This is a genomic window from Massilia rhizosphaerae (assembly GCF_016093545.1).
Taxonomy (GTDB): domain Bacteria; phylum Pseudomonadota; class Gammaproteobacteria; order Burkholderiales; family Burkholderiaceae_D; genus Telluria; species Telluria rhizosphaerae.
Genome location: NZ_JADKYX010000017.1, coordinates 141366 through 158917 on the forward strand (window position 1 = coordinate 141366; position 17552 = coordinate 158917).

Annotated in this window: 19 protein-coding genes; 7 read left to right on the plus strand and 12 right to left on the minus strand. The window is 63.9% G+C overall.

Annotated features, from left to right (window positions below; genetic code table 11):
- Positions 1 to 34: 34 nt before the first annotated feature.
- From cheA to flhD, 8 genes are all read right to left on the minus strand, one after another.
- Positions 35 to 2197: a chemotaxis protein CheA gene (gene cheA / locus ISF28_RS22440; RefSeq protein WP_198119385.1), complete on the minus strand. Its 2163-nt coding sequence runs from the start codon at positions 2195 to 2197 to the stop codon at positions 35 to 37.
- Positions 2198 to 2243: 46 nt separating this feature from the next.
- Positions 2244 to 2609 carry a response regulator gene (locus tag ISF28_RS22445; RefSeq protein ID WP_198119386.1) on the minus strand — a complete coding sequence of 122 codons (366 nt, stop codon included), beginning with the start codon at positions 2607 to 2609 and terminating at the stop codon, positions 2244 to 2246.
- Positions 2610 to 2676: 67 nt separating this feature from the next.
- Positions 2677 to 3228: a chemotaxis protein gene (locus ISF28_RS22450; RefSeq protein WP_198119387.1), complete on the minus strand. Its 552-nt coding sequence runs from the start codon at positions 3226 to 3228 to the stop codon at positions 2677 to 2679.
- A 23-nt stretch (positions 3229 to 3251) separates the two neighbouring features.
- Entirely contained in the window at positions 3252 to 4223 is a 972-nt protein-coding gene (gene motB / locus ISF28_RS22455) for a flagellar motor protein MotB (protein WP_198119388.1), read from the minus strand.
- Positions 4224 to 4262: 39 nt separating this feature from the next.
- Positions 4263 to 5123 carry a flagellar motor stator protein MotA gene (gene motA / locus ISF28_RS22460; protein WP_198119389.1) on the minus strand — a complete coding sequence of 287 codons (861 nt, stop codon included), beginning with the start codon at positions 5121 to 5123 and terminating at the stop codon, positions 4263 to 4265.
- A gap of 133 nt (positions 5124 to 5256) precedes the next feature.
- Positions 5257 to 6006: a class I SAM-dependent methyltransferase gene (locus tag ISF28_RS22465; RefSeq protein WP_229519287.1), complete on the minus strand. Its 750-nt coding sequence runs from the start codon at positions 6004 to 6006 to the stop codon at positions 5257 to 5259.
- 73 nt (positions 6007 to 6079) lie between these two features.
- On the minus strand, positions 6080 to 6625 hold the full coding sequence (flhC, locus tag ISF28_RS22470; RefSeq protein WP_198119391.1) for a flagellar transcriptional regulator FlhC: 546 nt from the start codon (positions 6623 to 6625) through the stop codon (positions 6080 to 6082).
- Positions 6626 to 6637: 12 nt separating this feature from the next.
- Positions 6638 to 6955, minus strand: coding sequence for a flagellar transcriptional regulator FlhD (flhD, locus tag ISF28_RS22475; RefSeq protein ID WP_036230363.1), 318 nt, complete (start codon positions 6953 to 6955; stop codon positions 6638 to 6640).
- Positions 6956 to 7595: 640 nt separating this feature from the next.
- Between flhD and kynU the strand changes: the two genes are divergently transcribed.
- Together kynU and kynA are read left to right on the plus strand one after the other, a co-directional pair.
- The gene (gene kynU, locus ISF28_RS22480; protein ID WP_198119392.1) at positions 7596 to 8870 is read left to right on the plus strand and encodes a kynureninase; all 1275 of its coding nucleotides are present in this window, start codon (positions 7596 to 7598) and stop codon (positions 8868 to 8870) included.
- A gap of 9 nt (positions 8871 to 8879) precedes the next feature.
- The gene (kynA, locus tag ISF28_RS22485; RefSeq protein WP_198119393.1) at positions 8880 to 9719 is read left to right on the plus strand and encodes a tryptophan 2,3-dioxygenase; all 840 of its coding nucleotides are present in this window, start codon (positions 8880 to 8882) and stop codon (positions 9717 to 9719) included.
- Between the two features lie 15 nt (positions 9720 to 9734).
- Here kynA and ISF28_RS22490 read toward each other — a convergent pair whose 3' ends face one another.
- Entirely contained in the window at positions 9735 to 10844 is a 1110-nt protein-coding gene (locus ISF28_RS22490) for a PEP-CTERM sorting domain-containing protein (RefSeq protein ID WP_198119394.1), read from the minus strand.
- 178 nt (positions 10845 to 11022) lie between these two features.
- Here ISF28_RS22490 and ISF28_RS22495 point away from each other — a divergent pair, with 178 nt between their 5' ends.
- Positions 11023 to 11568: an RBBP9/YdeN family alpha/beta hydrolase gene (locus ISF28_RS22495; protein ID WP_198119395.1), complete on the plus strand. Its 546-nt coding sequence runs from the start codon at positions 11023 to 11025 to the stop codon at positions 11566 to 11568.
- Positions 11569 to 11585: 17 nt separating this feature from the next.
- Positions 11586 to 12701: an acyltransferase family protein gene (locus tag ISF28_RS22500; protein ID WP_198119396.1), complete on the plus strand. Its 1116-nt coding sequence runs from the start codon at positions 11586 to 11588 to the stop codon at positions 12699 to 12701.
- 151 nt (positions 12702 to 12852) lie between these two features.
- Here ISF28_RS22500 and ISF28_RS22505 read toward each other — a convergent pair whose 3' ends face one another.
- A complete protein-coding gene (locus tag ISF28_RS22505) occupies positions 12853 to 13047 on the minus strand; it encodes a Blp family class II bacteriocin (protein ID WP_198119397.1) in 195 nt (64 codons plus the stop codon).
- 97 nt (positions 13048 to 13144) lie between these two features.
- Positions 13145 to 13372, minus strand: a complete 228-nt coding sequence (locus ISF28_RS22510) for a hypothetical protein (protein ID WP_198119398.1) — start codon at positions 13370 to 13372, stop codon at positions 13145 to 13147.
- A 526-nt stretch (positions 13373 to 13898) separates the two neighbouring features.
- Between ISF28_RS22510 and ISF28_RS22515 the strand changes: the two genes are divergently transcribed.
- A complete protein-coding gene (locus tag ISF28_RS22515) occupies positions 13899 to 14303 on the plus strand; it encodes a hypothetical protein (RefSeq protein WP_198119399.1) in 405 nt (134 codons plus the stop codon).
- 135 nt (positions 14304 to 14438) lie between these two features.
- On the opposite strand, the gene htpG is transcribed toward ISF28_RS22515, so the two are convergent.
- On the minus strand, positions 14439 to 16361 hold the full coding sequence (gene htpG, locus ISF28_RS22520) for a molecular chaperone HtpG (protein ID WP_198119400.1): 1923 nt from the start codon (positions 16359 to 16361) through the stop codon (positions 14439 to 14441).
- Positions 16362 to 16638: 277 nt separating this feature from the next.
- On the opposite strand from htpG, the gene ISF28_RS22525 reads away from it, so the two are divergent.
- Together ISF28_RS22525 and ISF28_RS22530 are read left to right on the plus strand one after the other, a co-directional pair.
- Positions 16639 to 17127 (plus strand): VOC family protein, encoded by a 489-nt coding sequence (locus ISF28_RS22525; protein ID WP_198119401.1) that lies wholly within the window; start codon positions 16639 to 16641, stop codon positions 17125 to 17127.
- Positions 17124 to 17549, plus strand: coding sequence for a YciI family protein (locus ISF28_RS22530; protein WP_198119402.1), 426 nt, complete (start codon positions 17124 to 17126; stop codon positions 17547 to 17549). The genes ISF28_RS22525 and ISF28_RS22530 overlap by 4 nt, the downstream gene beginning before the upstream one ends.
- Positions 17550 to 17552 lie beyond the last annotated feature (3 nt).

The following is a 17552-nucleotide window of genomic DNA, read 5'->3' on the forward strand; positions in this document are numbered from 1 at the left end:
CGGTTCCTTATCGGAGCATATGTAGGGGGTTAATTCAGAAGACGACGGATTCGTCGGACAGTTGGCGCGAGGAGCGCAACAGCGCGCCCACGTCCATGATCAGGGCGACGCCGCCATCGCCGAGGATGGTGGCGCCGGAGATGCCGGCCACCTTGCGGTAGTTCGCCTCCAGGTTCTTCACGACGACCTGCTGCTGGCCGACCAGTTCGTCGACGAACAGCGCGGCCTTGCGCCCTTCCGCCTCGAGGATCACGAGGATGCCCTCGCATGGATCGGTGATGCGCGGTTCGATGTTGAACATCTGGTACAGCGGGATCAGGGGCAGGTATTCCCCGCGCACTTTCACCACCCGGCCCTGGCCGTGGATCTCCTTGACGTCGGCGCGCGCCGGCTGCAGCGATTCGACGACGAAGCCCAGCGGCAGGATGTAGATCTCCTCGCCGCTGCGGATCGACATGCCGTCCAGGATCGCCAGGGTGAGCGGCAGCGAGATCAGGATCGTCGTGCCGAAGCCGCGCGCGGAACGGATGTCGATGGTGCCGCCCAGCGCCTGGATGTTGCGCTTGACGACGTCCATGCCGACGCCGCGGCCCGACACGTCGGTGACGATTTCCGCGGTCGAGAAGCCCGGCGCGAAGATCAGCTGCCAGACGTCGGCGTCGCTCATGTTGTCGGACACCGGCAGGCCGTTCTCCTTGGCCTTCGCCAGGATGCGTTCGCGATTCAGGCCGCCGCCGTCGTCCGCGACCTCGATCACGATGTTGCCGCCCTGGTGCGCGGCCGACAGGAACAGGCGTCCCGATTCCGACTTGCCGGCGGCCACGCGCGCGGCGGGCAGCTCGATGCCGTGGTCGATCGAGTTGCGGACCAGGTGCGTGAGCGGGTCGACGATGCGCTCGATCAGGCCCTTGTCCAGCTCCGTCGCGGCGCCGTTCGTGATGAAATCGACCTTTTTACCCAGCTTGCCGGCCAGGTCGCGCACCATGCGCGGGAAGCGCGAGAACACGAAGTCCATCGGCATCATGCGGATCGACATGACGGCTTCCTGCAGGTCGCGCGTATTGCGCGTCAGCTGCGACACGGACGCCAGCAGGCGCTGGTGCACCATCGGATCGAGGCCGGAGCTGCGCTGCTCGATCATGGCCTGCGTGATCACCAGTTCGCCGACGAGGTTGATCAGCTGGTCGACTTTTTCGATCGACACGCGGATCGACGACGATTCGGAACCCTGCGCATGGCTGCCTTCGGTCGCCTTCTTGGCGGCCTTCTTTTCCGCCGCCACTTCCGTGATCTCGAGCGGTTCCGGCCGCGCGGGCGCCGGCGGTGGCGCTTCAAGCACGATGCCGGCTTCGCGGCGGATCTGCTCGATCGGCTGGAAGAAGCCGTAGCCCAGTTCGTCCTCCGACGCGGCCGAGGGGGCGGCGTCGGCCGGATCGGCCGGGTCGAAGAAACCGTAGCCCTGCTCTTCCTCGATGCGGGCGCGTTCCGCCGCTTCGCGGGCCCGCTGCTCGGGCGTGAGCGGGGGCGCCTCGAAGATCTTGAGGTCGCTCGGGTCGAGCACGAACGAGCAGATGGCGACGATGTCGTCCAGGCCCTCGTGCGTCATGATGATCAGTGCCGTGCGTCCCGCCGCGAGCGGCACGACGGACACGCGGCCCAGGAGGCCGAGTTCGTCGACGAGCGCGTCGACGTCGCGCTTGGCGAGGTCGGGCAGCTCGATCTTGTAGCGGTGCGCGCCTTCGCTCACCTGCTGCTTCTGTTCGGCATGCAGGAACGATGGCACGGTCGGCTGGTGCGTCGGTACGATCACGCCTTCGGACAGCTCGTGCAGCATCATGCGCACGTTGGCGACCGCTTCCTGGTCGACGTCCGCGCCGTTGCGGTGGCCGTCGAGCTGCATCTTGAGGATGTCCTTGGCGGCCAGGAAAGCGTCCACGTGCTGTGCCGTCAACGCCATCTCGCCCTTGCGGATGCGATCCAGCAAGGACTCGAGGACGTGCGTCACCTCGCTCATGTCGTTCAGGCCGAAGGTCGATGCCCCGCCCTTGATCGAATGGGCGGTGCGGAAGATCGCGTTCAGGTCTTCCGGGTCCGGCGAATCGATATCGACGGCCAGCAGCAGACGCTCCTTTTCGGCGAGCAGCTCTTCCGCCTCGTCGAAAAAGACCTTGTAAAACTGGCTGATGTCGATGGTCATGTCAAATATCCGTCTGGTACGAACGGCACGGGGCCCGTGGGGCCGCTCAGCCGATGACTTTCTTGACCACCTCGATCAGGCGCTGCGGGTCGAACGGCTTGACCAGCCAGCCGTTGGCGCCGGCCGCGCGGCCCTTCGTCTTCATGTCTTCCGACGACTCGGTCGTGAGCATGAGGATCGGCGTCTTCTGGTAGCCCGGCAGGCCGCGCAGCGATTTGATCAGGGTGAGCCCGTCCATCTTGGGCATGTTCTGGTCGGTCAGGACCAGATCGACGGTCTGCTGCTTCGCCTTTTCCAGGCCATCCTGTCCGTCGACGGCTTCCACCACCTGGTAGCCCGCGGCCTTCAGGCTGAAAGCCACCATCTGGCGCAGGGAACTGGAATCGTCGACTGCGAGAATAGTTTTTGCCATCTTTTTGCTCCTGCTGTTTTACTGTCTACCGGTCTGTCCGGACGATGATATGGGTAAGTTCGCGGCGTCAGAACAACTCGACGTCACCGCTTTCAAGATGTCTCTGCTCCACCGACTTGCGCAACATGCTGCGCAGCTCCAGCGACTGGATCGCCAGCGCCATGCTGACCTTGCCCAGGCGCTCAACGATCTCCTCGCCGTCGCTCTCGGGCAGGATGTCGTCGCCATGCTCGGACAGCGTGGTCAGGAAATCGCGCAGGCCCATCACGCGGCGCAGCGTGCGGTCGAGCAGCTGGCTCGTCATGTCCTGGAACTGCATGCTCGTCACCGCCGCGTTCACGTGGCCGGCGATCTCGCCCGACATCGCGGTCAGACGGGCGCTTTCCTCGGCGGTCGGCGCCTGGCCGGCCAGCAGACGGTTGATCGCCTCCTGGCGCGCGTCGACCACGTGGTGGATCGCCATGAAGCTGCTCGTCAGCTTCTCGACGGCTTCCTCCAGCAACAGCGTCGTCTGCACGAGGTCGGTCTCGACTTCGGACAGGTGACGCCGGCCATGGTCGGACACGCCCGACAAGAGGCGCTTGACGTGTGACCCGAGAATCTTTTTTCTTGTCGTCATAAACTCCTCCAGAATCCCGCCCGTTACTTTTTCCCTGCCGGCGCCGCCGGCTGCGGCGCCAACCCGCCACCCGTCGCCTCGGCCACCGCCTTCACCGCCGCATCCGTCGAATCGCCCGGCACGTCCAGCGGCGTGCCGTCATGCAGCACGGCGTCCTCGGTACGCTTGTTCATGACGAGGATGCTGATGCGGCGATTGATCGGGTTGAACGGGTCCTCGCGGTCCAGGTTGACGGCCGATCCGAGACCGACCACGCGCAGGATCTTCGCATTGGACATGCCGCCATGCACCAGTTCGCGGCGCGACGCGTTGGCGCGGTCGGCCGACAATTCCCAGTTCGTATAGCCCTCGGACGTCGAATACGGCGTCGAATCCGTGTGCCCCGACAGGCCGATGCGGTTCGGCACGTCGTTCAGCACGAGGCCCAGCACGTCGAGGATGTCGCGCGCGTACGGTTGCAGCTCGGCGCTCGCGGACGCGAACATCGGGCGGTTCTTTTCGTCGACGATCTGGATGCGCAGGCCTTCGCTCGTCACGTCGAGCAGCAGCTGGTTCTTGTACTTGCGCAGCAGCGGATTGGCGTCGATCGTCTGCTGGATGCGCTGGCGCAGCTGCTCGAGGCGTTCCGCCTCCTGTTTTTCCAGGGCCGCGCGCGCGGACTTGAGGTCCAGCGAACGATTGTTGCGTTCGATGTCGCCGTTCTTGACCTGGCCGTTGCGGCGCGTCAGGTCCTTGCCGCCGCCCTGCAGGATCGAATTGCTGCTGCCGGCGCCGGTGCCGCCCTGCATGGCGACCTTCAGCGGCGTCTTGAAATAGTTTGCGATGCCTTCCATGTCGCCCTTCGTCGTCGAGCCGAGCAGCCACATGAGCAGGAAGAACGCCATCATCGCCGTCACGAAGTCGGCATACGCGATCTTCCAGGCGCCGCCATGGTGCCCATGGCCGCCCTTCTTGACGCGCTTGACGATGATGGGCCGCTGGCCTTCGTCAGCCATGCCGCACTCCCGCGCCGATGTGGATCTGTCGCACCATGCTTACTTGCTCTTGGCCTTCTTGATGTGGTCCTCGAGTTCCGCGAAGGTCGGACGTTCGGTCGAGTACAGCACCTTGCGGCCGAATTCGACGGCCAGCGCGGGCGCATAACCGTTCAGGCTGGCGAGCAGCGTCACTTTCACGGTCTGGAACATCTTGGTCGATTCCTCAAGCTTCTGTTCGAGCAGCGTGGACAACGGGCCGACGAAGCCGTAGGCCAGCAAAATGCCGAGGAAGGTGCCGACCAGCGCGTGCGCGATCAGGATGCCCAGCTCGGCCGGCGGCAGGCCCACGGATTCCATCGTATGCACGACACCCATCACGGCCGCCACGATACCGAATGCGGGCATGCCGTCGCCCAGCTTGGCGATGCATTGCGCCGGGACCGCCCCCTCATGATGGTGGGTCTCGATCTCGTTGTCCATCAGGTTCTCGATCTGGAACGCGTCCATGTTGCCCGAAACCATCAAGCGCAGATAATCGGTGATGAATTCGACAATATGGTGGTCCGCCAGCACGGCCGGATACTTGGAAAACACGGGGCTCTGCTCGGGGGCCTCGATGTCGCCTTCGATCGACATCAAGCCTTCCTTCCTCACCTTCGACAGCACGTCGAACATCAACGACATCAGCTCCATGTACATCTCGCGGGTGTACCTGGATCCCTTGAACAGCGTCGGCAGCGCGGCAAGGGTCGCCTTGACGGCCTTGGGGTTGTTGCCGACGAAGAATGCACCGAGCGCCGCCCCGGCGATCATGACCAGTTCCAGCGGCTGCCATAGCGCCGCCAGATGACCGCCATTCATCGCGAAGCCGCCGAACACGGCAGCGAGGACTATAACGTAACCAACAATGACAAACACGGGACTCCCGATGCGTGATTCCGGGCAGGCCCGGTTCGGATCCAAATCGATGAATCCAAAGAGAAATATTTACGTAGGGAACTAGATTAGCTTGAGAATGGCCTACGGGCAAGTAGCAGCACCCCGGGAACCGTCAAAATTGCCAAAGATAGAGAATTTTCTTACTGTTAGTCGTCACAATGCGACGGTCGGGCATTCTTCCGGGAATATCGAATTCGTAACTTAACAGGATGGTACCCGGCTGCATTTCGCGCTCCGCCTTGCGCCACAGCCCGGCCATCGCGGCCGGCGACAGGTACGCGAACACGGCGTCATAGTGACCGAAATTCAACGTGTCGTAGTCGCCGCGCAGGAAGCGCACACGGCTGCCGGACAGGGCCGCGCGCAAGCGGCTGACGCACCACGGCAACGGCGCCAGTTCGATGCCGTCCACCCGGCAATCCGGCCGGCGCCGCGCCAGGTCGAGCACGAGACCGCCCAGGCCGCTGCCCACGTCGACGATGGCGAGCGGCCGATCGTCCGGCAGCGCGCCTGCGACGGCATCCCAGGCGTCCCGCCCGGACGGGTAGTACGGCACCTGGGTGCGGAACGTGGACCAGTACACGAGCAGGAACAGCAGGAACAATCCGAGAAAGAGGCTGGGCGGCAGGTCGAACCCGCGCGCGAGCAGCACGCCCGACGGAAACACGAGTTCGATGCCGCGCCACCAGACGGCGAGCCCGAGCCACCAGGCCAGGAGCGCGGCCAGGCCGCCCTGGATCAGCGCGACGCCCTCCCAGGACATGGGCACGCCGCTGCGCGCCAGCAGCCAGACGGTCATCAGCGTGAGCGGAAAGGCGCCGGCCTGGGCCAGCAGCGCGCGCACGGACGGGGGAGCAAACATGCGACGCGGGGCAGGCCGATTCATGGCCTGCCCCGCGGGGAGAGAATGAGGATCACGTGGAGGGAGGAACTGCTCAGGCGTCGGCGAGCGCGGCGTCCTTGGCCTTGCGGGTCTTGCCGGCGCGCGAAGGCATATGGCACAGGCCGCACTGATAATCGTTGTTCAGGTCGAGGGCATTGACGACGTACTTGCCCTGGCATTTGCCGCACGGCGCCAGCACGAGCATATTGCCCTGGAAGAAGCGCACAAGGGTCCAGGCGCGGGTCAGCGACAGCAGCGGCTCTTCGCCGGGCGCCGGCGGCATCTGCTCCAGGTACAGTTTATAGGCCTTCATCACGGCCTGGATGCCCGTGGCGCCGGCATATTCGACCAGGAATTTATAGATGTTGATGTACAGCGAAGCGTGGATGTTCGGTTGCCAGGTCAGGAACCAATCGGTCGAGAACGGCAGCATGCCTTTCGGCGGCGACACGCCCTTGAGTTCCTTGTACAGCTTGATCAGGCGCTCGCGCGACAGGGAGACTTCGTTTTCCAGCAGCTGGAGGCGGGCACCGAGCTGGATCAGTTCGATGGCCAGCTGGATTTCCTGGGCTTCCGAAACGACGCTTTTCTTGGTCATGCTGTTCTCCGCTCAGGCGATTTCTTCGGCCGGCTGGCCGGCCATCAGGATCGCGGCGTGCGACTGGGCCAGGGCGCGGTCCTTGCTGTGGCTCGTCAGCATGCCGAGGATCGCGGCGTCGTCGAAGCGGAAGCGGGCCAGCATCATGTTGCCGCCGGCGAGTTTCAGGATCTGGGCGTTGCTCATGCCTTCGATCAGGTCGGCGATGTCGGCCGAGATGCCGAGACGGAAAATTGCGGTGACCTTGTCTGCGCGGATCATCTGCTGTGCCAGCATCAGGTAGCTCAGGTTCGCATCACGAATTTCAGCCATCATGTCGTTCGCAGTCATTTCCATCTCTCCGTGTGATCGTATCTGTGAGGCGTTGTGTGTTGCCGTTGAGATAGATTCTGACTGTGAGGAAACTTTTAGTGTATTGGAGAGTGTCTGTATTTTTCGTCCGGCAAAGACGAAGACGACCCGTAGGAGTTTGTCTGACAAACCCTGCCGAATCGCGGTGACGCCCCTATGAAAACAGGGGGTAGGATGATGTGAAGCCAGGGCGGTTTTCTGCCCTTGGGTGAAGCCGGCGACGTACTACTGTGTTGGTTTACGTCAACAGTTTCGGGAACTTTAGGGTTTCTCAAAAAAATATTTTTGTCCCTCAAGCATCCCTTCTGACTCGTTATCGGACGGTTTTTGGCGAACTTTAGGGTTTCGACAAAATTTTTTTTCAAGACCCGATCCCGGACATCTGGATGGGTTATCGGACGGCTTTTGGAGAACTTTAGGGTTCCGGCGAAAAATTTTTGAAAATTTTTTGGGTCGGCGCAGTTCGATGCAACTCTTGCTACACTTTCCGCTCCTTTACCCTTCAGGAAACCCACATGCCCGCTCCAACCCTCTGGGACATCAGCCCGACGATCTCGGCTGCGATCCCGGCCTGGCCCGGCGCCACCCCGCCAGATGCCAGCCCCGCCAAGGTGACCGCATGAAGACTGCCGCCTACGACATCACCGGCGCCGCCACGCGCGCCGCCTGCCTCGCGCTGGACGCGCTCGATCCGCTCGCCCCGCTGCGCGACCGCTTCGACCTGCCCGACGGCGTCATCTACCTGGACGGCAATTCGCTGGGCGCCCGCCCCCGCGCCGCGCTCGAGCGCGCGCGCGACGTCGTCGCCCAGGAATGGGGACACGGGCTGATCCGCAGCTGGAACACGGCCGGCTGGTTCGCGCTACCCGGCCGGCTGGGCGACCGTCTCGCGCCCCTGATCGGCGCCGGGGCCGGTGAAGTCGTCGTCACGGACACGACGTCGCTGAACCTGTTCAAGGCGCTGGCAGCCGCGCTGGCGATCCAGGCCGAGCGCGACCCGGCCCGCAAGACCATCGTCACGGAACGCAGCAACTTCCCCACCGATATCTACATGGCGGACGGTCTCGCGCGCTGGCTGGACCGCGGCTACCGGATCCATCTCGTCGACGCGCACGAGGAGCTCGACGCCGCCGTCGACGACGGCTGCGCCGTGCTGATGCTCACGCACGTGAACTACCGCACCGGCCGCCAGCACGACATGGCGGCGCTCACCGCCCGCGCACACGCGCGCGGCGCCCTGGCCGTGTGGGATCTCGCCCACTCCGCCGGCGCCGTCCCGGTCGACCTGAACGGCGCCGAGGCCGACTTCGCCGTCGGCTGCACCTATAAATACCTGAACGGCGGCCCGGGCGCCCCGGCCTTCATCTGGGTGCCGCGGCGCCACCAGGACGCGTTCCGCCATCCGCTCACGGGCTGGTGGAGCCACGCGGCGCCGTTCGCGATGGCGCACGGGTTCGAAGCCGCGGAGGGCATCGGCCGCGCGCTGTGCGGCACGCAGCCGGTCGTGTCGCTGGCGCTCGTCGAATGCGGGCTGGAGCTCTTCGAGGCCACGAGCATGGCCGCCCTGCGCGCCAAGTCGCTCGCGCTCACCGACCTGTTCATCGCGCTGGTGGAAACCCGTTGCGCCGCGCACCCGCTGGGCCTCGTCACGCCGCGCGCGCATGCGCAGCGCGGGAGCCAGGTGAGCTTCACGCACCCGCACGGCTATGCGGTGATGCAGGCGCTGATCGCGCGCGGCGTCATCGGCGACTACCGCGAGCCGGCAATCATGCGCTTCGGCTTCACGCCGCTGTACACGCGCTTCGCCGACGTGTGGGACGCCGTCGAGACCCTGCGCGACATCCTCGACGCCGGCGCGTACGACACCCGCGCCGCCAAGAGCGCCGTGACCTGAGGAGGCGACATGGACGAGCACAACAACGACCAAGCGTGGCACGGCGCGCAGATGGATTTCAGCCGCAGCATGAGCTACGGCGACTACCTGGGCCTGGACCAGATCCTGTCGGCCCAGCATCCGCTGTCGCCGAACCACAACGAGATGCTGTTCATCATCCAGCACCAGACGAGCGAATTGTGGATCAAGCTGATGCTGCACGAACTGCAGGCCGTGCGCACCCACATCCGCGCCGACGACCTGCCGCCCGCCTTTAAAATGCTGGCGCGGGTGGCGCGCATCATGGACCAGCTGGTGCACGCCTGGGACGTGCTGGCCACCATGACGCCGCCGGAATACAGCGCGATCCGCCCGTACCTCGCGTCGTCGTCCGGCTTCCAGTCGTTCCAGTACCGCGAACTGGAATTCATCCTCGGGAACAAGAACGCCGCCATGCTCGCCGTGCACCAGACGTCGCCCGAGCACCACGCGCTGCTCGAACGCGAACTGCACGCCCCGTCGATCTACGACGAAGCCGTGCGCCTGCTGGCGCGCTCCGGGCTGGCCATCGCGCAGGACCGCCTGGATGCCGATCCGACGCGGCCGACCGTCCACGACGATTCCGTCATGGCCGCGTGGCTCGAGGTCTACCGCGACCCCGAGCACCACTGGGCCCTGTACGAGCTGGCCGAGAAGCTGGTCGACCTGGAGACGTCCTTCCGCTTCTGGCGCTTCCGCCACGTGTCGACGGTGGAGCGCATCATCGGCTTCAAGACCGGAACCGGCGGCACGGCGGGCGTGAGCTATCTGCGCAAGATGCTGGACGTCGTGCTGTTCCCGGAGCTGTTCGCGCTGCGCACGGCGCTGTAGCGCGGCGGCGCCGGGTCAGGTCCGCCTGCGCCGCATGGCCGCGCCCACCAGCGCCAGCCCCGCGGCCAGCATCGCCGCGGCATTGGGCTCGGGCACCGGCGCCAGCGGATCGAGCCGCACGGCATAGCAGGCGCCGGCCAGGCAGGCCGTGCCGGCGATCTGCTGGGCATCGTTGATCGCGTGCGCATCGACGACGGTCCAGCCGGACGTTGGGTCGATCAGCATGTTCAACGCGACCATCGCGCCATCCTCGTACAGGAAGCCCAGCCCGCCTGGCACGGTGCCGGACGAGCGCCCGACGACCTGGCTCAGGTTGTTGACGTCGAAAGCCTCCGCATAGCTGTCGTCGGGTAACAGCGTGCCGAGGTCGTGCATCACGCCATGCGAATACAGGAACGGATGATCGATCCTGAACGTCGAGGTGGACGTGATGCCGGCCACTTCGCCCAGGTCGTTGATGCCGAACGCCTCGCTGTACTGGCCGCCCAGCGTGCCGAGGTCGGTCAGCGTGCCGTCGCAGCAGCGCACGAACGCGTGGAACGGCGGTTCCGGCGGCGTGAACTCGCCGGCGCTGGAGCCGCCGGCGATCACGCCCTTGTCGTTGATCGCATTGGCATTGCTGTAGAACTCGCCCGACGACGGCAGCGTGCCCAGGTTCTGCATGGTCCCGCCCGCGTACAGGAACGCGCGCGGGCCCGCCGCCCCGGTATCCGCAATACCGACGATGCGGCCCGCGTTGTCGATGGCCGCCGCATGGCCGGTCGCTCCGCCCAGCGTGCCGAGATCGGACATCGTCCCGCCCGCATAGCTGAACGGCCGCTGGAAGCCGGAGACGTTCTGGGCGCCGCCGACGACCTGCCCGGCATCGTTGATGCCCCAGGCGATGCTGGTGTCGCCGCCGAGCGTGCCCAGGTCCAGCGTGGAAACATTGTTGTACAGGAAGGCGTGCTGGTCGGTGCCGGCCGTGAGGTAACCGACCACCTGTCCGGACGCGTTGATGCCATAGCCGGCACTGTCCGCCGAGCCGACGACGGTGACGCCATAGCGCGGGTCGGCCTGCGCATGCAGGGCGACGCAGCAGGCCGCCAGCGCGAGCGGGCGCCCGAGTGAACGTGGACGAAACATGGTCTCTCCTTGAGTTGATGGTGCCGAAGTGCCGGTCGGCCGACCTCCGCTCAAGGATAACGATGCGGCATGCATGACCACTGAGCCGCATCAGCGGTACGCCACTTGTCCACGAACACGCAGGCGGACAGTCGAAGCAACGTACAATGCACGACATATCGTCCTGAACGGAGCCGACATGAAGTGCGACATCCTGACCCTGGCCGGCCTGTGGAACTCCGGCCCGCAGCACTGGCAGACCCATTGGGAAAGAAAACACGCGTGCTGGACGCGCGTGCCGCACCGCGACTGGAACGATCCGGACCGGGACGAATGGGTGGCCGAACTGGACGCCGCCATCGCCGACTGCGAGGGGCGGCCGATCCTCGTCGCGCACAGTCTCGCGTGCATGCTGGTGGCGCAGTGGGCCCAATCCGGCTCGGCGTTGAAGGTGGCCGGCGCCTTCCTTGTCGCCCCGAGCGACGTCGAGGCGCCGTCCTACCCCATCGACGCCAACGGCTTCAAACCCATCCCGCTCGCGCCGCTGCCGTTCCCGTCGCTCGTCGTCGCCAGCAGCAACGACGAATACGTGGCCATCGACCGCGCGCGCGCCTTCGCACGGGCATGGGGCAGCAAGCTGGTGGAGATCGGGCCGGCGGGCCACGTCAACGGCGGCAGCGGCTACGGCCCGTGGCCCGAGGGCGAGACGCTGCTCGAAGCGTTCTGCCGCGACCTGAACCCCTGACCGCCCGGGCGGCACCATTGAGCCCGCCCCGGGCCCGCGCGCTCGACGCGCGCTTTTCCCTCTATCTCGACCTCGCGCGCGCCTGCGCCGCGCTGGCCGTCGTGGTGGCGCACTTCGGCTACTTCCGCATCTTCGACGACGCCCAGATCGCCCGCATTCCCGATTTCGGACGCGAGGCCGTGATCGCGTTCTTCGTGCTGTCCGGCTTCGTGATCGCCTACAGCGCGGAACACAAGAACCTCACGGCGCAGAGCTATGTGACGGCCCGCGCGGCGCGGCTGTTTTCCGTCGTCCTGCCCGTGCTCGCGCTCTCGTTCATCCTGGCCACGTGCGTGCACGACCTGTTGCGCCTGCCGGTCGAAGACGGCTACGAACTGCGCCGCCCCTGGCTGTACGTCCCCTTCCACCTGGCCTTCCTGGGCGACGTGTGGCACTTCGTCGAGCGTCCGCCCTGGCTGATCCCGTACTGGTCGCTCGATTACGAAGCCTGGTACTACGTGCTGTTCGGCGTCTTCCACTTTCTCCCCGGCCGCCGGCGCTGGCTCGCGGCCGGCGCCGTGCTCGCCTTCGTCGGCCCGCGGCTGTGGCTGCTGCTGCCCGTGTGGCTGTCCGGCGTCGCGCTGTACCGCTGGCAGTCGCGCCTCGCATTCGGCCCGGGCATCGCGCGCGCGGGGTGGCTGCTCTCCGTCGTCCTCGTCGGCCTGTGGGGCTGGCTCGATCCGGAACCGTATCTGCGCGGCGTCGCGCAGGGCCTGTGGCCGTTCGCCGGCATCCGCATGGGCAGCGCCGACCGCGTGCTGGCCGATTATGCCGTCATGGTGCTCGTGCTGCTGAACTTCGCCTGCGCGCGCCAGGCCGGGTTCGACGTCCTGCTGCGCCTGGCCCGGCCGATCCGCTTCGTGGCCGGGCACACGTTCACGCTGTACCTGTCGCACGGGATCGTGATCGGGCTGTGGCAGTCGGTGCTGCCGATCGAACGCGGGGCGGCGTACGAGATCGCCGCGATCGGCACCGCGATCGCCCTCACGGCGCTGGCGCTGAATCCGCTCACGGAGGCGTTGCAGCGGGTGCTGAGGCGAGTGTTCGATGCCGGGCTGGCGCTAGGGGCGCGGGGGCTGAACCTGCGGGCTTGAACGCGACCTGGCGACGCCGGCGCTGCTGTTGCAAGCTGCGGCCCAGTTCAGCCAGGCGGCTAGCGAGGAAGCAGGCCGAGCCGGACTTCCGCTCGGCCTACTCAAGCATGGATTTTGCCGAACTTACATCAAGCAGTCGGCAATGTCACGTTCACGCGAAATAAGCGCTCATACCACCGTAAAAGGCGCCCGCGATACTTCCCAGAGCCGAGCCTACCGGGCCGCCAAGCGCGCCACCGATCGCGGAACCGGTGGCGGCACCGGACGCTGCGCCATTGATCACATCGGTAGTGGAGCCGGTTGCACCAGCAATAGCCAACACCTCTTCGTTGTTTAATTCACGCATATTATTTCCTTCTTGAGATTTATAAGTGGGGTTTATCGCCGCCCGAAACGTCCTGGAATATTGCGAGATTTAAATCAAGCAGTCGATCATGACACGTTTACGCGAAATAAATCGCGGCAGCACACGTCATCGCGGCGCCCGCAGCGCCAAGCGCACCGCCGAAGACCGCTCCTCCAATGATGCCGATTACGCCTCCAGCGGCGCCGCCGAGCGCACCGCTGATTGCGCCACCCATTGCACCACCCACCATGGAGGCGCTGGAGCACTCGCCCGGCAGCTCGCCGCCTGCAACGGCCGTTACCTCTTCGATACTCAATTCATACATACGATTTCCTTTACGGTTTTCAAATAGGCTATATCGCCGCTATTACGGAACCCGAAATCAACTCTCGACCACCAGATTGATCGGCGATGTTTAATATAATAATTTTGCAAAGGAAAACTTGCAACAAAAAAAGATTCGCTGACGGATAAAAACCAGTCTCACTTTGACAGTCGAGCAAATACAAAAAAATGAAATAATTCGATAGTTTCATTATCGGATATTGCTCGCCAAAAATCCTGTTTTCGACGAACTCGACAAAATAGAATAACCTTCAGAGCCGATCAGAAAATCGGACTTCCAAAACAATCGGGGTTCTCGAGATAATAAAAACATGAAATGCAGACGGTCGCCCCCGGACGAAAGCCCGACCGCCGCACGTCACGGACGAGGCGAAGATACGGCTGCGGCGACACCATGAATTTCGTCATCCGCAACGGACAAGCACGTCCCGACGACGTTGCGCTTGCGATGCGAGCAACAAAAACCGTACACTAAGTCCAACCGCCGCCGTTCACCGGCCCACGCCATGCCAAAACCGTCCACGTCGTCCTGCGTTGAACGCGACGCTGGCGTGAAACCGCGATACGCATCATTCTCTTCTGGTCAAAACATGCCCCACCCAATACACGACGAAATTATCGAGTCAATTCTGGCTAAGGAAAAACGCAGCGCGCAAGCCATGGCGGTGCTCAACCGCCCAATCTCGGCAGTTCCGACGTTTGTCGTCACGATGCTGTTCGTGGGCCTGGGCTTGTATCTGCAAAGCGTCGAACGGTTCGAGGCACCGCTGTGGGCCAGGGTACTGCTTATTGCAGGCTTTGCTTGTTCGGTGGCAAATACGGTGGACCTATGGACGACGCGCCGACGGCTCGACGCGGTCATTGCTCTTCTACAGCAGCAGGCTAACGATAATCGAAAGATGGTCGATTAGAATCGTACGCCACGACATCCCATTGGTCGTGATGGCGCCCCCAAGGCGCAATGATTGCAAGACGGCGTTCGAAATGAAAAAGGGCCGGAATCTATCCTGGCCCTTTTTTCATTCCGACGAAGCGTTACCGCATCCTTATTTCGCCGCCGTCGCCAGCAGCATCTCGTTGAGACGCTTCACGAACGCCGCCGGATCCGTCAGGCTGCCGCCCTCGGCCAGCATGGCCTGGTCGAACAGGATGTGCGCCCAGTCGCCGAAGCGCGGGCCCGCGGCATCCTCGTATTTCAGGCGCGTGACGAGCGGGTGGTTCGGGTTGATCTCGAGGATCGGCTTCGATTCCGGCGCGTTCTGACCGGCGGCCTTGAGCATGCGCACGAGGTTCGCGGACAGCTCGTGCTCGTCCGCCACGAGGCAGGCGGGCGAATCGGTCAGGCGGAACGTGACGCGCACGTCCTTGGCCTTGTCCGCCAGCGCGCCCTTCATCTTCTCGACGAGGTCCTTGTACTGCGTTTCGGTCTCTTCGTGTTCCTTCTTCTCGGCCTCGTCCTCGAGCTTGCCCAGGTCCAGGCCGCCCTTGGCGACGGACACCAGTTCCTTGCCGTCGAAGTCGTTCAGGAACGACAGCATCCACTCGTCGACGCGGTCCGTCAGCAGCAGCACTTCGACGCCCTTCTTGCGGAAGATTTCCAGGTGCGGGCTGTTCTTGGCCGCGGTGTAATTGTCGGCCGTGACGTAGTAAATCTTGTCCTGGCCGTCCTTCATGCGGCCGATGTAGTCGGCGAACGACACGGCCTGGTCCGTCGTATCCGCGTGCGTCGACGCGAAGCGCAGCAGCTTGGCGATGCGCTCCTTGTTGGTCGCGTCTTCGCCGATGCCTTCCTTGAGCACCTGGCCGAATTCCTTCCAGAAGGTCGCGTACTTGTCCTTGCCTTCCTGCTCGTCGCTGTTCGCCATTTCCTCGAGCATGCCCAGCACGCGCTTGGTGGAACCTTCGCGGATCACGCGCACGTCGCGCGATTCCTGCAGGATCTCGCGCGACACGTTCAGCGGCAGGTCGTTCGAATCGATCACACCCTTCACGAAGCGCAGGTAGACGGGCATCAACTGCTCGGCGTCGTCCATGATGAAGACGCGTTTCACGTACAGCTTGATGCCGCCGCGCTTGTTGCGGTCCCACAGGTCGAACGGCGCGTGGCTCGGCACGTACAGCAGCTGGGTGTATTCGCTGCGGCCTTCGACGCGGTTGTGCGTGTAGGCGAGCGGCGGCTGGAAGTCGTGCGAGACGTGTTTGTAGAATTCCTCGTACTGCTCCGGCGTGATGTCGGACTTGCTGCGGGCCCACAGCGCGGACGCCTGGTTGACGGTCTCGAATTCGTCCTTGACGACGGTTTCCTTCTGTTCCTCGTCCCACTCTTCCTTCTTCATCACGATCGGCAGCGAGATGTGGTCGGAGTACTTGCGGATGATGGACTTCAGCTTCCACGACGACAGCAGCTCGTCCTCGCCTTCGCGCAGGTGCAGGGTGATGTCGGTGCCGCGGTTGGTCTTCTCGATCTGCTCGACGGTGTAATCGCCCTCGCCCGCCGATTCCCAACGGACGCCGTCAACTGCATCCGCGCCCGCGCGGCGGGTTTCGACGGTGACACGGTCGGCCACGATGAAGGCCGAATAGAAGCCCACGCCGAACTGGCCGATCAGCGCGGCGTCGGCCTGCTGGTCGCCCGACAATTTGCTGAAGAATTCCTTCGTGCCCGACTTGGCGATCGTGCCCAGGTGCGAAATCACCTCGTCGCGGCTCATGCCGATGCCGTTGTCGGAAATCGTGACCGTGCGGGCGGCCTTGTCGAACAGGACCTTGATCTTCAGCTCATGGTCGTTGCCGTACAGGCTGTCATTATTGATCGCCTCGAAGCGCAGCTTGTCGGCCGCGTCGGACGCGTTGGAAATCAGTTCACGCAGGAAAATCTCCTTGTTGGAGTACAAGGAGTGGATCATCAGTTGTAGCAGCTGTTTGACTTCTGCTTGGAACCCAAGGGTTTCTTTTTCGGCGACAGCCATCTTATTTCCTCGTTTAGATCAGGTTGGACAGACCGGTCCGATATTGGGATAGCGGAAAGGATTTCAAGAGATTTTTTTGCCGGATCGCACGTTCACCAAATCTTGATTCCAGGAAAAACTTATACATACACTAAGTTTCTCGACTTTTTGATCAAGTCGGCATACCGTGTCGATCCATCGAAATTTTTTTGGGCGGGCGTGTCGAAAACGTGGAAGCCCGATCGTCGTACGAATGGCAGCGCAAGCTGCAGACCATTCACCTGAACAGGAGATCATCATGACCCAACAAGTGCGTCCCATTCCCGAAGGCTTCCACACGATCACCCCGCACCTCGTCTGCAGCGGCGCGGCCGACGCGCTGACGTTCTACAAGCAGGCGTTCGGCGCCGTCGAAACGAGCCGCATGCCGGGCCCCGACGGCAAGATCATGCACGCGCAGATGCGCATCGGCGATTCGATCTTCATGCTCGCCGACGACTTTCCCGACTTCGGCTGCGTCGGCCCGCTGGCCCTCAAGAACACGCCCGTCTACCTCCATTTGTACGTGGAGGACGTCGACGCCGCCTTCGCCCGCGCCGTGGAAGCGGGCGCCAAGCAGGTGATGCCCGTGTCCGACATGTTCTGGGGCGACCGCTACGGCCAGCTCGAAGACCCGTTCGGCCACCGCTGGTCGATCGCCACCCACAAGCGCGACATGACGCCCGAGCAGATGCGGGAAGAGATGATGAAATCGATGGACCAGACGTGCGCGGGAGGCCAGCAATGAAATTCATGGTCATCGTCAAGGCCACCGCGGCCACGGAAGCCGGCGTCATGCCGAGCGAAAAACTGTTCGTCGACATGGGCAACTTCAACGAGGAACTCGTCAAGGCCGGCATCCTGCTGGCCGCAGACGGCCTGCAGCCCAGCAGCAAGGGCGCCCGCATCCGCTTCAACGGCGACCAGCGCACCGTCATCGACGGCCCGTTCGCGGAAACGAAGGAACTCATCGCCGGCTTCTGGATGATCGAAGTGAGGTCGAAGGAGGAAGCCATCGAGTGGTTCAAGCGCTGCCCGAATCCGCACGAGGGACAGGAGAGCGAGATCGAGATCCGCCAGCTGTTCGGCCCCGACGACTTCGGCTGCGACCTGCCCTCCGAAGTGCGCGCGCAGGAAGACCGCATGCGCGAACAACTCGCGATGCGCTGAAGG